12 protein-coding genes are annotated in these 14,472 nt (G+C 68.1%); 9 read left to right on the top strand and 3 right to left on the bottom strand.

Features of this window, described 5'->3' with window-relative positions:
• The first annotated feature begins 60 nt into the window (after positions 1–60).
• The 4 genes from BLU27_RS11845 (at position 61) to BLU27_RS11860 (ending at position 6,887) form a co-directional block, all read left to right on the top strand.
• Positions 61–2,043: an ABC transporter substrate-binding protein gene (locus BLU27_RS11845; protein ID WP_092653252.1), complete on the top strand. Its 1,983-nt coding sequence runs from the start codon at positions 61–63 to the stop codon at positions 2,041–2,043.
• Between the two features lie 22 nt (positions 2,044–2,065).
• Positions 2,066–4,303: an FAD-dependent oxidoreductase gene (locus BLU27_RS11850; protein WP_092653254.1), complete on the top strand. Its 2,238-nt coding sequence runs from the start codon at positions 2,066–2,068 to the stop codon at positions 4,301–4,303.
• A 94-nt stretch (positions 4,304–4,397) separates the two neighbouring features.
• The gene (locus BLU27_RS11855) at positions 4,398–5,123 is read left to right on the top strand and encodes a helix-turn-helix domain-containing protein (RefSeq protein WP_092653256.1); all 726 of its coding nucleotides are present in this window, start codon (positions 4,398–4,400) and stop codon (positions 5,121–5,123) included.
• Between the two features lie 75 nt (positions 5,124–5,198).
• A complete protein-coding gene (locus tag BLU27_RS11860) occupies positions 5,199–6,887 on the top strand; it encodes a glycosyltransferase family 39 protein (protein ID WP_092653258.1) in 1,689 nt (562 codons plus the stop codon).
• 16 nt (positions 6,888–6,903) lie between these two features.
• Here BLU27_RS11860 and BLU27_RS11865 read toward each other — a convergent pair whose 3' ends face one another.
• Both BLU27_RS11865 and BLU27_RS30355 read right to left on the bottom strand, forming a co-directional pair.
• A complete protein-coding gene (locus tag BLU27_RS11865) occupies positions 6,904–8,049 on the bottom strand; it encodes an acyltransferase (protein WP_092653260.1) in 1,146 nt (381 codons plus the stop codon).
• Between the two features lie 203 nt (positions 8,050–8,252).
• The gene (locus BLU27_RS30355) at positions 8,253–9,224 is read right to left on the bottom strand and encodes a L,D-transpeptidase family protein (protein ID WP_241827923.1); all 972 of its coding nucleotides are present in this window, start codon (positions 9,222–9,224) and stop codon (positions 8,253–8,255) included.
• A 419-nt stretch (positions 9,225–9,643) separates the two neighbouring features.
• On the opposite strand from BLU27_RS30355, the gene BLU27_RS30360 reads away from it, so the two are divergent.
• The 3 genes from BLU27_RS30360 to BLU27_RS11885 all read left to right on the top strand — a co-directional run bounded on the left by BLU27_RS30360 (position 9,644) and on the right by BLU27_RS11885 (position 12,719).
• The gene (locus BLU27_RS30360; RefSeq protein ID WP_241827924.1) at positions 9,644–9,955 is read left to right on the top strand and encodes a hypothetical protein; all 312 of its coding nucleotides are present in this window, start codon (positions 9,644–9,646) and stop codon (positions 9,953–9,955) included.
• Positions 9,956–10,151: 196 nt separating this feature from the next.
• Positions 10,152–10,472, top strand: a complete 321-nt coding sequence (locus BLU27_RS11880) for a GYD domain-containing protein (RefSeq protein WP_092657583.1) — start codon at positions 10,152–10,154, stop codon at positions 10,470–10,472.
• A gap of 288 nt (positions 10,473–10,760) precedes the next feature.
• Positions 10,761–12,719 carry a C1 family peptidase gene (locus BLU27_RS11885; RefSeq protein ID WP_092653262.1) on the top strand — a complete coding sequence of 653 codons (1,959 nt, stop codon included), beginning with the start codon at positions 10,761–10,763 and terminating at the stop codon, positions 12,717–12,719.
• Positions 12,720–12,735: 16 nt separating this feature from the next.
• On the opposite strand, the gene BLU27_RS11890 is transcribed toward BLU27_RS11885, so the two are convergent.
• Positions 12,736–13,461 carry a transporter substrate-binding domain-containing protein gene (locus BLU27_RS11890; protein ID WP_092653264.1) on the bottom strand — a complete coding sequence of 242 codons (726 nt, stop codon included), beginning with the start codon at positions 13,459–13,461 and terminating at the stop codon, positions 12,736–12,738.
• 80 nt (positions 13,462–13,541) lie between these two features.
• Between BLU27_RS11890 and BLU27_RS11895 the strand changes: the two genes are divergently transcribed.
• Together BLU27_RS11895 and BLU27_RS28970 are read left to right on the top strand one after the other, a co-directional pair.
• Entirely contained in the window at positions 13,542–13,958 is a 417-nt protein-coding gene (locus BLU27_RS11895) for a hypothetical protein (RefSeq protein ID WP_092653265.1), read from the top strand.
• A gap of 326 nt (positions 13,959–14,284) precedes the next feature.
• The gene (locus BLU27_RS28970; protein WP_157728467.1) at positions 14,285–14,455 is read left to right on the top strand and encodes a hypothetical protein; all 171 of its coding nucleotides are present in this window, start codon (positions 14,285–14,287) and stop codon (positions 14,453–14,455) included.
• The last annotated feature ends 17 nt before the right edge of the window (positions 14,456–14,472 follow it).

Here is a 14,472-nt window from a genome sequence, read left to right on the forward strand (position 1 = left end):
TGAGTATGCGTGTAACGGGTAACACCCCTGCCTCGGTATGGAGCCGCGAGGAGGATCCCGATGAGCCCTGAACCTGCGACCCATGCATCCCATCGCGCCGGCGCCCTGAACCGCCGCCGCTTCCTCGCCACCACCGGCGGGGCCGCGATGGCGTTCACCTCACTCACCGGGTGCGACCTGCTGTCCACCAATCCCACCAACGGCAGCAGGGACGCCGGCCACGACCGCGGCGACTCCAGCGCGAAGGAAGCGCCCGGCCTCGCGAAGCTCGTCAAGGCGGGCAAGCTTCCCCCGTTGCCCGAACGCCTGCCGAAGTCGCCGCTCACGGTCACCCCGGCGGAGCGAACCGGCCACTACGGCGGTGACCTCACCAGCGCCATCCTCGGCCCGGCCGAGGCGGTCCAGCTCTATCGGATCGTCGGGTACGACTACCTGATGCGCTGGAGTCCGCAGTGGAAGTCAGCGCCGATCCCGAACATCGCGAAGTTGGCCGAGGCCAGTCCGGACGCCCGGCGGTTCACCTTCGAGTTGCGGGAGGGGATGCGCTGGTCGAACGGCGACCCGTTCACCGCGCACGACATCGTCTTCGTCCAGAACGACGTCTTCAACAACGAGGAGCTGTATCCGGCCGGCCCGAGCAATCCCGGGACCGCCCAGGCTCTCGACGACCACACCGTGCGGTTCACCTTCGAGGACCCGAACGGACTCTTTCTGCAGGAGCAGGCGTCCACGATGGGCCTGGACTATGTCACCAGGCCGTCACGGTATCTCAAGCAGTTCCACGCGAAGTACAACCGCGACGTCGCGGCGGAGGCCAAGAAGGAGAAGTTCGCCAGTTGGACGGAGTACTTCTCCGCGAAGGCGGACCGGTGGGTCAACCCCGACCTGCCGACGGTGTTCCCGTGGCGGATCACCCAGGGCGTCGGTGAGGGAACGAGGGTCGTCCTCGAACGGAATCCGTACTACTGGAAGGTAGACCCGGACGGGCGCCAGTTGCCCTACATCGATCGGGTCGTCTACTCGGTGGTCTCCGACCCCGAGGTCCTGCTGACGCACGTGCTGGCCGGCGACATCGACTTCCAGCTCCGCCCGACCAACACGCTGACGAACAAGCCGGTGCTGGCCCGCCGTCGTGAGCAGGGGCACTACCGGTTCAGCCGGGCCGTGCCCTCGAACATGAACACCATGGTGCTGTGCCTGAACCTCACCCACGGCGACCGGGCACTGCGGGGCATCTTCGCAAACAAGGACTTCCGGATCGGGCTCTCTTTGGCGATCAACCGTCAGGAGATCATCGACACCGCGTACCAGAAGCAGGGCCGGCCGTACCAGGCCGCGCCGCGTCCGGAGTCGGAGTTCTACGACGAGAAGTTCGCCACGCAGTACACGGAGTACGACGTGGCCGGCGCGAACCAGCACCTGGACCGGGTGCTGCCGGACAAGGACGGCAAGGGATTCCGGTTGCGCCCGGACGGCAGGCGGCTGGAGTTCACCGTCGAGTTCGCGAACGGGATCTGGCCGGAGTACCCCACCGTTCTCGAACTCATCCGCACCTACGCGGCGCAGGTCGGCGTCGACCTGAGGATCAAGGGTGAGGACCGTGCGCTGTTCGACGTGCGTACCGGCGAGGCGCAGAAACACGACGCGGCGGTCTGGCAGGGCGCCGGCGGATGGAACGACATCTACCTCAATCCCTACTTCTACCTGCCGGTCAGCGCGGGGGCGACCTACTTCGGCCGCGCCTGGTGGGACTGGTACGTCAGCGGCGGCAAGAACGGCGAGGAGCCGCCGGAGCCGACGAAGCGGCAACTGACTCTCTTCGACCGGTTGAAGGGCACCGCGGACGCGACCGAACGCACCTCCCTGATGAAGCAGATCCTCGCCATCGCCCGCGAGGAGTTCTACGCCATCGGGATCAACCTCCAGCCGGAGGAGTACGCGACCGTCAACGACCGGTTGCGCAACGTCCCGGACAAGATGCCGAACTCCTGGGTGTATCCGACTCCGGGCCCGACCAGCCCCGAGCAGTACTTCGTCAACTGACTCCGGTGGGAGTGATCGAGCAATGCGCCACGAGGAAGTCGTCTCCGACGTCACGGTCGTGGGTGGTGGGCTCGCGGGGTGCTGTGCCGCGATAGCGGCCGCCCGCCAGGGCGCGAAGGTGGCGCTGATCCAGAACCGCCCGGTCCTGGGCGGGAACTCCTCCAGCGAGATCCGGGTCTGGGTGTGCGGCGCGACCGCGCACGGCACCCACCACTACGCCCGGGAGACCGGGATCATCGGTGAGATGCTGGTGGAGAACCAGTTCCGCAACCCGGACGGCAACCCGTACTACTGGGACCTCGTGGTGCTGCAGACCGTCCGCGACGAGCCGAACATCAGTCTTTTCCTCAACACCGACGTTCGTTCCGTCGAGGCCGACGGACCCGAGCACGAGCGGACCATCCGTGCGGTGACCGGCTGGATGATGGGCTCCGAACGAGAGATCCGGTTCACCGGCCCGACGTTCCTCGACTGCAGTGGCGACGGCCTGGTGGGCTTCCTGGCCGGTGCCCGCTACCGGACCGGATGCGAGGCGCGCGAGGAGTACGACGAGTCCTGGGCGCCGGAGCAGGCCGACAGCACCACGCTCGGCAGCACCATTCTCTTCTACTCCAAGGATGTCGGGCATCCGGTGAAGTACGTCCCACCGGCGTTCGCCCGCGACATCACCCGCACGTCCATCCCGGAACGCCGGATCATTCGCACCGATCTCAACGGTTGCGCGTACTGGTGGATCGAGTGGGGTGGTGAGCGGGACGTCGTCCACGACAACGAGGAGATCCGCGACGAACTGCAGGCGGCGATCTACGGCATCTGGGACCACATCAAGAACTCCGGGAAGTTCGACGCCGACCACCTCACCCTGGAGTGGATCGGTGCGGTGCCCGGCAAGCGGGAGTACCGCAGGTTCGTCGGCGACCACACGCTGACCCAGCACGACGTACTGGGACAGGAGTTCTTCCCCGACCGGGTGGCCTTCGGCGGCTGGTCGATCGACCTGCACCCTCCGGGTGGGATGTACGCCACCGAGCGAGGGTCGCGGCACTGGCACCCACACGGCAACTACCACATTCCGTTGCGGAGCCTGTACTCGCAGAACGTCACGAACCTGTGGATGGCCGGCCGCAACATCAGCTGCAGCCACGTGGCGTTCGGTAGCACGCGGGTGATGGCCACCTGTGCGGTCGTGGGTGAGGCGGCCGGGACGGGAGCGGCGCTGGCGACCCGCCGTGGGGTGTCACCGCGGGAACTCGCCACGAACGAGATCGACCTGGTGCACCGGGCGATGGTGCGCGGCGACGCTGCCCTGCTGGGTGTGGAGAACACCGACCGGGACGACCTCGCGCGCTCCGCGGCGGTGCAGGCCTCGTCCACCCTGCGACGTCTCGTGGTCGACACGTCCGCCGGCACCGTCCCGCTGGACAGCCACCTGGGCCTGGTGGTCCCGGTCGACCCCGCGCTCGGCTTCGTCGAACTCCTGCTGGACGCCGAGGAGGACACCACCGTCAACGTCGAGTTGCACAGCACGGGGCAGCCGCAGAACTACCTTCCCCTCCACCTGGAGACCTCGGCAACCGCTCGCGTCGGCGCGGGACCGAAGCAGTGGGTGCGGTTCGCGCTGGACTGGACACCGGACGGGCCGCAGAACGCGTTCCTCGTCGTACGCCGGAACGACGCCGTGTCGATCCATCGCAGTGACAGCGCCGAGCCGGGCACGTTGTTCTTCCGGCACCGCACACCGCCGCCGGAGGAGAAGTACACCGAGCAGTGGCGGGAGTGGAAGCACATCCTGCATCGAGAGAGCCTGTGCCTGCGAATGGGATCGCCGACCCGGGCCTACGACGCGGCTCACGCGGTCGGCGGCTACGCGCGCCCCTACGGCGGCCCGCGGATGTGGGTGTCGGAGCGGATGGAGTGGGACGAGCAACCGTGGCTCGGGCTCACCTGGAACGACGACGTGACCTTCGGCGAGGTCGCGGTGATCTTCGACGACGAGGTCGAGGAGGACCTCATCAACCTGCACCACCACCGGACGCCGTTCGACGTGCTGCCCGGCCTGGTCCGCGACTACCGCGTGCAGGCGCTGGTTGACGGTGAGTGGGCCACGATCGTTTCGGTACGCGAGAACCGCCGTCGGCACCGGGTGCATCGCCTCGACGACGCCGTCACCACTCGCCGGCTTCGCGTGCTCGTCGGGGCCACCAACGGCGCGCCCCGCGCCCACATCGTGGCGCTGCGCGTCTACGCGGACCCGCGCTGAGTGGCCGGCCGGCGTGACGTGCGTGGGCGCCAATCGCACTAGGGTGCCTCGCATGCGGGACGAGTGACTACGGGGAGCGACGCATCACCAGGCTCTGGCTCGTGGGCTGGAAGTGCTCAGGGTGCTGGTGGACGAGGGCGGTCCGATCACCGGTACGGAGATCGCCCGCAGGGTGGGCCTGCACCAGAGTTCGACCTCGCGCATCCTGTCCACGCTGACCGAGGTCGGCTACGTACGCAGGACGGCACGAGGGTTCGCCCCCGACTTCGGCGTGCTGTCGCTCGTCTCGGCGACGTCGCAGTTCCCGCTCATCCGGAAGCCACGAGCGGTGATGAGGAAGATCGCCGCCGGCTGCGGCGGGCTGAGCCCCACCTTGAGCATGCTGTGGCGCAACCAGATGATCTACTTCCTGCGTACGTCGGAACGCGGCGAGACGATCGACTTCTGGTGGTCGGACTTCCCGATCCACCTGTCCGCGCCGGGCCTGCGGCTGTTGCTGAACCTGCCTCGTGAGCAGGCGCTGGAGATTCTGCGCGGGTCCCGCCAGAGGTTCGGCTGGGGTGGGCAGCCGGGCGTCGTCCCCGAGACCGAGGAGGCCGTACTCGACCTGGCCGCCGGCAACCTCGCCCACGACGTGATCGTGTTGCGCGGATGGAACCGCCCAGGAGAGACCGGTGCGGCGATACCGGTCGACGTCGACGAGGACCACCCCGTCGCCCTCGCGCTGACCGGCCCGTCGGACGTCGCCGACATCCCCACGCTGCAACTGTGGTTGCACGACGCACGCCGTTCGGTCGAAGCCGTCGTACGTCAGCCGTGAGCTGATCACCGCTTCTCGCTCCGGATGCCAACCGTGGCGCCGGACCAGCCCGGCCTGGGTCGTTAGGATCGGCGGGTGCCAGGAAGCCAACGCCTTCGTGCCCGCGTGGGCTTGGTGGAAGAACTCGTGGTGTGGGCGGCGGTCCTGGCCGGCATCGTGGCCCGGGTCGACCTGTGGTGGCAGGGCCGCGCGTTCTGGCGCGACGAGTTGGCGCTGGTGCAGAGCCTGGACACCTACCCGCCGGCGAAGTTGCTCGGCCCGCTGTCCGACACGCAGTCGGCCCCACCGGGCTGGCTGCTGCTGGAACGCCTGGTGACCACCGTGTTCGGCACCGGTGAGCGCGCCTATCGGCTGATACCGCTGCTGGCCGGCTGCGCCACGCTGGTCCTGGTCGCGCTGCTGGCAAGGAGATTCGTCCGCCGTACCTGGACCGCGGCGATTCCGGTGCTGGCGCTGGCAACGTTGCCACAGCTGGTCTTCTACTCCGCCCAGGCCAAGCAGTACACCACGGACATGCTGCTGGTCACCGGGATGCTGCTGCTGGCGGTCGGCCTGCTCCGACCGCAGAGTGAACCGTCCGGGGAACGGTCCGGGGAGCCATCCGGCGATCCGTCCGGCGAACCGGCCCGGTGGCGCGAGCTCGGCTGGTACGCACTGATCGCCGTCGGTCCGTGGTTCTCGCACGGGTTCATGCTGGCGGCACCGCTGGCCGCCGCCTGGGTCGGGTTCGTCCAGTGGCGCAGGGGAGTGCGGTCGATCATGGGCCTGCTGGTCCGGCTTGCGGCACCCGGCGTCTCGTTGTTGCTGGCCGCGTTGTGGGCTCGCCACCTCACCTCGCTCGCGCCCGACTTCGCGTCGTACTGGATGCCGTTCATGCGCGCCGGCGACCGTGGCCGTTTCCTGCACTGGAACCGCTTCCTGTGGGAGGACTTCGGCATCCGGGAGTTGGGCTTCGACCGGCCCTGGGCGCTCGTTCTGCTCGGCGTTCCCGCGGTGGGCCTGGTTGCGGCGTGCGTGCGGCGATGGTCCCGGAGCACCGCACCGCTGCTGGTCCTCCCGCTGTTCACCGCGTACGCCTTCGCACTCGTCTCGATGTATCCGTTCGGGCGTCGCCTCGTGCTCTTCTGCGTACCCGGCGCGCTCGTGCTGGCCGGTGTCGCCGTGGACGCGTTCGTCGGTGGCGTGCGGAGGCTCGCGCCGTCCTGGACCGCGCAGGTCGTCGGGCTGGCCGGTGTCGCCGCTCTCGGACTGGTCGCCTGGACCACACCGGCGAGCCTGGACCAGAACCTCCGCTACCAGTACGGCGTGGACGACTACCGCGTGGCGTTGCAGTTCGTGAAGTCGCGGTGGAAACCGGGGGACGTGCTCGTCACCGGGAACGGCGACCGGGTGGCGTTCCGGGTCTACGGCCGGCGGCTCGGCCTGCCTGCCGACCGGGCGTACCGGGGCATGCGGTCCCACGACGAGACCAAGCGGGTCGGCTGCCCGTTGCCGAAGGAGATCACCTCTGCCGAACGCGTCTGGCTGGTCACCGGCGACCGGGTGTCGATCTACCCGGGGGACCGGAGCCGCTACACCGTGATCGTGCCGTTCCTCGACCGCTACCGCCGGGTCTACTTCGCCGACAGGGGGCACGTGACGATCCAGGTGCTGCTGCCCGGACCGGCCGGCAGCGCGGAGCCCCCGAAGGGTCGGTGCCTGGAGTTTGCTCCCGTCGGGCCGCCCGGCACGCCGGCTCGCCCGCCCGCACTTCCGATCGACTGACCGAGGTTCGTGTACGTCAGGCCAGCCGGCGCACGTAGGGGATGCGCAGCAGCAGCCACGCGGTCCCCGCACACACCGCGAGTACCGCGACGATGCCTGCCGAGTGGTAGCCGATGCTGGACCACGGCGAGCTGAACCTCGGTTGGTACTCGCGGATGAACGCGATCGGGATCGGGTGCATCAGGTAGATCCCGAGCGTGAGGTCGGCCAGGCGCTGCCCGACCGGTCGCTTCTTCGGCTTGTCGGCCGCGCGGTCTCGCGACGGGTCGACGGGTTCACCGTCACCGAAAATCGCCCGCATGAGGAAGACCGCCGCGATCGCCATGATCATGGGTCCGAGCAGGTGGTGGTGGTACAGCATCAGGCCGTACCGGTTGCCGAACGCCATGTGCATCACCCAGTTGCCCATGGCGTTCGCCAGCATCGTGACGACGAACGTCACGCCCGCGATCCAGCCGACGCGTCGGCGGCCGGCCGGCATGGGCATGGTCAGCAGGACGTACCCCAGCAGGTAGTAACCGATCCAGGGCAGGAAGTAGCTGAACGCGTTCGGCTCCAGCGAGAGCCCGTTGAGAACTCTGTGCAGCTTGTCGAAGAACGTCATGGCCATGATCAGCGCGGTTGCGGTGACGAGATACCTGCGCGGTGCGGCGTTGACGAAGATCCGGAGGTACGGCGTGATCAGGTAGAGGCCGACGATCACGAAGAGGAAGTACAGGTGGTAGTACGGCCGGCCGAGGAGCAGGAGCTTGGAGAAGTCCGTCCAGACCAGGTCCACGTCGGTCATCCAGCGTCCGAACCAGATGTAGAAGACCGACCAGGCGACGAGCGGGATCGCGAGCCTGGAGGCACGGCGGGCATAGAAGTCCCGCAGCGACTGGTTACGGCCGGCCTGCAGGAGCACGGCGCCCGAGGCCATCACGAAGAGCGGAACACTGAACCGGCTGGTGGCGGCGACGAGGTTGCCGAAGTGCCACTCGCGGTCGGAGACCTTCCCCCACTCCCACACCAGGTGGGTGCAGACGTGGCCGGACACCACCGCGATCGCGGCTGCGACGCGTACCCACGAAAGCCAGGGAACGTAGCGGCGGGCAGGGCGGTCCGTCGTCGTCGACTCCGGCGCGGCCACGGCTTCGGCCGACGCTGCGACAGATGACGACATCAGGTGCCCCCTCGAGGTGATGCGGCCGAGGCAGGACACTGCTCACTGCGTCGCCGGCTCGCGAACATATACCGCGAGCCGGCGTACGATCCTGCGTCGACTGCCGGAAAGTCGCCAAAGGTTACCAACGGAGACTCGTCGGTGGCGACCTGTGCGGTCCCCCGTCCCTCCGGCAGCGTCTCGGCGGGTACGCTCGATCCCGGTCAGGACCAGTAGACGACGACCTTGTCGCCGACCCGGGCTTCACCGAACAGCTGCGCGAGCGCGTTCCAGTTGCGGACGTTCACGCACCCGTGCGAGCAGCCGTTGTAGCCGCGTGCGGCGAAGTCGGAGGAGTAGTGCACCGCCTCGTCGCCGCTGAAGAACATCGAGAACGGCATGCTGCTGTCGTACATGTTGGAGTAGCCGTGCCGCACCTTCGCCCGGATGTGGAACAGGCCCTCCCTGGTCGGTGACGAGGGGCAGCCGAACCGTACGTCCATCGTCAACCGGACGTTGCCGTCCACGACCCAGCGCAGACTGCGGGTGGACTTGTCGATGCAGACCGTACGTCCGGTCGTGCAGCGCGGGTCGAGGGGAGCGGAGTGCGGCTTGGGCTTCGGCGGATACAGCTCGTCGTGGGTCGGGGTCCGGCTGACCTCACGCAGGCTGCGCCAGGTGGCGCTGTCGACGTAGCCGAGGGGTTCGAGGCCGTGCTTGCCCTGGTAGCCGTAGACGGCCTGGCGGGTGGAAGTGCCGAAGTAGCCGTCGACCCACTCGGTGGACAGCCAGTCGAGCTGGTGCAGGCGGGCCTCGAGTTCGCGTACCTGGTCGGTGCGGGCACCGACGCTCATCAGCGCCTCGGGCTTGGGCTTGGTCGTCGGCTTCGGGGACGGCTTCTCCGTCGCGGTGGGGGTCGGCGTCGCTGTCGGTGTCCGGCTCGGCTTGGGCGTCGGCGTTGGGCGGGTGGCGCGTGGGGTGGCGGTCGGCTCGGCCGGGGCCTTCTCGGCGGCCGACGGCGTGGGTGACGGACGTGGCAGTCCAGCGACCGGACGGTGCGCCCGTGCGGAGGAGTCCGTGGTGGCCGGCGTCTTGTGTGCGAACGGTGGGAGGCCGGCGCCGTACGCGACGCCGCCGAGCGCGGCGACCGCGAGAACGACGGCGGCGAGCACCGCTGCGAAACGACGATGGCGCATCGGACCCCCAGGGCTCCCGGACGACTGCACTGCACGGCGACAACATCCAAGGATGTCGTGGAGATCAGGAAGGTTGCACGCCCTGGCCTCGAGAGCGGTCACGATCTGGTCACGCAGCAGTGAAGTTGGCCAAGACCGGCCGCCCTCGTTCCGGGTTCGGGTTCGGGTTCGGTTCGGGCCAGGAAGTGCTCAGCAGGAGCGGGCAATTCGGTTGACGTCCAGGGTCGCCGGTTGCTGCGCTGCCGGCCCGGCCGCGTTGGGCCAGGGACTCCACGGCTGGGAGGTGCCCGACTGCACGGTCACGTTGACCCACTCCGGCTATTCGTCGGCCGGCAGCACCGCCGGTGACTTCCGCGGGCTGACGCCGCTGGTCGTGATGGACGCACTCAAACAGGCGCGAACCGTCGTGGCCGGAACCGGTGCACCGGTTCCGGCTGGAGATTCCGGCCGACACGCTGGGATCGCTCCTGCCCGTCTTCTCCCAGCTGAGTGCGGTACCCGAAGCGCCGTCGACACGTGGATCTGGCTGCGTGCTGGAGGGACGGATCCGGGCGGCCGCGGTGCACGACCTGCAACAACGGTTGCCGGGCATGACACGCGGCGAGGGCGTACTGGAGTTCGCGTTCGACAGTTACGAACCGGTCCGCGGCCCGGTTCCCTCCCGGCCCCGGACCGACCACAACCCGCTAAACCGCAAGGCGTACCTCCTTCACGTCGTACGACGGGCGTGACTCGGCACCAGCCCTGCTCAGGCGAGGATGCCCACTCCTCCCCACCGCGTCGGGACGCCGACGTGCGGGATCCGGCCGGACGTGCCGGTGATCCAGGACAGGCGGGGCTTGTTGCGAAGGAATGAGAGGTACGCGGGGTCGAGGCGGAACAGCGAGTGGCCGTCGGGTGAGACTCTGGACGCAGGGGGTGGTTTCGATGCCGAAGTTTCTCGTTCAGGCGACCTACACGACCAAGGGTTCGGAGGGCCTGGTCAAAGAGGGCGGAACCGGGCGACGGGACGCGGTCGAGCAGGTGACCAAACAGTTGGGCGGCAAGGTCGAGTCCACGTACTTCGCGTTCGGCGACGTCGATCTCTACAGCATCCTGGACTTCCCGGACAACGTGTCGATGGCGGCGGTGGCGCTCGCGGTCAAGGCGAGTGGGGCGATCCAGACGAAGGCGACCGTTCTGCTGACACCGGAGGAGATCGACGCCGCCGCGAAGAAGTCGGTGGAGTTCCGTCCACCCGGCGCCTGACGGCACCCCACAGAAGAGTCCTCGGAAGATCTGGACACCGGGTCGTCACCGTTCTGTGGTGGGGCGTGCCTTCTCCGGCTTCTCCTTTGCCGACAGTTGTCACTTGCCGGCGGGTCTCCCTTGTCGACCATGAGTTGGCGAAAGCTATGCCAAGTCGATCTTGTCGGCGGTGATCACCGAGCCTAACGTCACGGTTGGGCGTCCACCTTGTTCGGTCCTTCCCCGTACCCGTCTTCCGCGCGGGCCGACGCGTGTGCGGACACGGTGATCACACTCCTGGGAGCTGCCATGTCCGTGGATGTCGCTGCGATCGTGTCCGTACTGGAGGCCATTGGGGCAGCCTGGCAGGCAGGTGAGACCAGCCAGACCATCCTCAGCGATCACGCCCAGAGAGTTCGGCTGGGTTGCGTACCGGAGCCTGGCCAACCCTCGGCCCAGGAGCGCGAGCGCATCTCGCAGATAAGGCTGGGCAGGCACATGCGTGCGCTTGCCGCGCAGACGGCCCCCGGAGCCGTCGACTGGCGCAACCACGACGGCGGAAACTATGTCACTCCGATCAAGGACCAGGGCAACTGCGGCTCGTGTGTCGCGTTCGGTGTCAGCGCGGCGGTCGACGCGAACATGCGCATCACCCGGGGGCTACCGCTGTCGCACCCCGAGGCGGGAATCCTTCAGGACATCTCGGAGGCTCAGCTCTACTTCCGCAACGGACGCACCTGCGCCGACGGCTGGGACGTGCCACCGGCCATGTCGTACTGCCAGGGCATCGGTGTGGTGCCCGAGAGCTCCTACCCGTACACCGGAAAGGACCAGACTGCCTATCTGCCGAACGACTATGCGCAGGTCATCACCCGCATCTCACAGGTGCGGACGCTGACTGACCACGCCGACATGAAGTCGTGGCTGGAACAGCACGGACCACTCGTCACCTACTTCACGGTCTACGAGGACTTCCAGGCCTACCGGGGCGGCATCTACACCCACGAACACGGTGACTACCAGGGCCTGCACTGTGTCTGTGTCATCGGGTACGACGACAGCCGCGGGGCCTGGTTGTGCAAGAACCAGTGGGGCACCGGGTGGGGTGAGTCGGGGTACTTCTGGATCCAGTACGGCCAGTGTGGGATCGATGCCACGATGTGGGCGGTCGACGGGTTCGACGTCCTCTACTCCGCCAAGCCGTCCGCCGCCACGACACTCACCGGGTTCGCTGTCCACGGCAGCGCGTCCCGCCTGTACTACCTCGGCGAGGAGCAGCACGTGCACGAACTCGGCTGGAACACCGGCTGGTACCAGTCGGACGTCACGACCCGGGCGACCGGCGCGCCAAGAGTGGGCCGCGCGCCGATGACCGGCTTCGCCGTGGATGGGAACGATTCCCGGGTCTACTACCTCACCGACGACGGCAGCGTGCATGAGTTGTGGTGGTCCGGCGACAACTACTGGGACAACGGCTGGCACGCGACCAACCTCACGGCGGTCACCGGAGCCGACCGAGCCCGCCCCGGCAGCGGGATGTGCAGCTTCGGCATCGGTGGTACGGCCTCGCGGGTCTACTACATCAGCGCGGACGGCCACATCCACGAACTGTCGTGGAGCGGCAACTGGTACCACGGCGACGTCTCGGCGCTCACCGGTGCGCCGCCCGCGGTGACGGGGAGCGGCCTCACCGGCTTCGCCATCAACGGCAGCTCGCCGTGCGTCTACTACATCGGCGAGGAAGGCCACGTTCACGAACTCTCCTGGAGCGGACAGACCTGGCGGCACCTCGACGTCTCGGCCCTCACCGGCGCCCCGTTCGCCACCGCGGCCAGCGGCATCGCCTCGGTCGCGTACAACGGTGACTCGCCGCGGGTCTACTACATCAGCGCCGACGGCCACGTGCGGGAGCTCTCGTGGAGCAACGGTTGGTACGCAGGCGACGTGACCGGCGCGACCGGCGCCGGACCTGCCGCTGTCGGTACCGCCGTGACTGCCTTCGGTCACGCCGGCAGCAACATCTGGATCTACTACCTCGCCGAGGGAGGCAACGTGAACGAACTCGGCTGGCAGGGAAACTGGTTCCACAACGATCTCACGGCCATCACCCAGAGTCCGCCGGCCGCACCGGTCAGCGCTCTGCAGGCATTCGGCCGCGACGGCACGAATCCCCGTGTGTACTACCAGACCTGGGACGGCCATCTGCACGAACTCTTCTGGGAGAGCCACTGGGGCCAGGCAGACCTGACCGGCATGCCGACCGGGTGAGCGGCGACGGCGCCGGTCACGGCTCGGCGGGGGCGACCAGGGCGTCGGGGAGGCCTGCCCGGCGAAGGGACTCGGCGACGAACCCGTCCGCCTTCAGCTCCTCGACGAGTTCTCGGAGGAAGCGGACCGTCTCCGGGGCCCGGTCCCTGGTCGTTCCCACTGCCTGCCGGATCTGCATGAAGCGTTCGTCGATCAACCGGAACTCCGGGTGCGCGACGACGAACTCGGACAGCGGCTGCCTGATGCCGGCGCCGGCGTCCAGCCCATGCTCGCGAAACACCTCGACTCCCTCGTCGCCTCGTACGACCTCCGCATGCCGGAGCGTGCGGGAAAGGTAGAGGTCGTAGGCGGAGCCGCGTTTCACGCCGATCCGCACACCCGGTCGGTCGACGTCCGCGACGCTTGACAGGGGCGAGTCGCGGGGTACGACGAACACGCCCTCGATCACGACGTACGGCCCGGTGAACGCGACCTCGGCCTCCCGTGCGGGTTCGATGGCCAGGAAGCAGAGGTCGGCGTCGCCTGCCGCCATCGCGCCGTACGACGTGCGCGCCGCGTCGAAGCAGAGCAGTCGTACGGGCAGCTCCAGCCGGGTCGCGACCTCGTGCGCGATGTCGACCGTGACGCCGCTGGGATTCGCCGGCGTCCCCTGCGCCAGTACGGGATTGCCGAGGTTGATCGAGGCCCGCAGGGCACCCGTGGGGGCGAGGTCCTTGGAGATCGCAGCAGTGCCTGCCGTCATGCGGGGAGCGTATCGAACGGTCCTGCGGGTGTGGTGGTCAGCGGCGCGTCGCGCCTCGCTCGAATGCGTAGCATGCTGCGGTGCCCACTGTTCGCCGCCCGTTCCCCCTGCTGGATCTGGTGCCATCGGTGCTGCGCGAAGTGATCCTCGACTTCCACTGGGAACCCGAACGCCTGTGGCGGTCGGAGTTGCAGCCTGTCATGGTGCCGACAGCCGAGATCGAGTGGCACCTGCGGTTGCCGTTGTGGGCGTACGACGGACAGCCGTTCGCCGTCAGTCCGCTGGAGGTCGCGGCGGATCCGGAGCGGTATCACGAGCAGTACGCCCGGACGATGGTGGCAGATCTGGGATGTCCGCTGCACTTCCTCGACCGGCCAGGTGGTCTCACCGTTCTGGATGGCGCGCACCGGCTTCTGAAGGCATCCCTGTCGGGCCATGAACACGTGATGGTGAAGAAGGTGCCGATGGATCTGCTGGACGAGATCGTCGTACGCTGACGAACTCATGGCGCACATGAATGCGGGAGTCGACAAGCCGAGACCAGAGGACCTGCCTGGATACACGACAGCCGTGACCTTGAGCAGCAGCGGCCGGATCGCTTTTCTGAACAGTGACTGTGATCCGGAGTTTCCGTGGTGGTTCCGTCTCCTGGTGGAGCATCCGGCCGGCTGGACCGTTCCGCTTCCGCCGGAGCTTCGGTTGGCGGGCCCGCCGGCCTGGTCGGAGGACGGGAGTGTCCTGTCGGTCGGGGCGTTTCGCGGTATTCGGCGCGGAGTCGTCGTGCTTGAGCCGGACTCCGGCAGCTGGTGGTGGGCGACACCTGATGATCAAGCTTCGTATGTCGGCGTTGTGCCTGCGCCAGGTGGCCGGTACGTGGAAGCTGTCCGGGTGGGGCTGGACGGGGTACGGAACCACGTACGCGTCGACCGAGAGGGTGGCGCGCTTAGCCAGTTGGACTCTTCGGATGTGGAGCGCCTCCTCGATGTCCGGGTGAGCTGTCGGCTGGTGCGC

Origin of the sequence: Actinopolymorpha singaporensis (assembly GCF_900104745.1) — a bacterium.
GTDB lineage: Bacteria > Actinomycetota > Actinomycetes > Propionibacteriales > Actinopolymorphaceae > Actinopolymorpha > Actinopolymorpha singaporensis.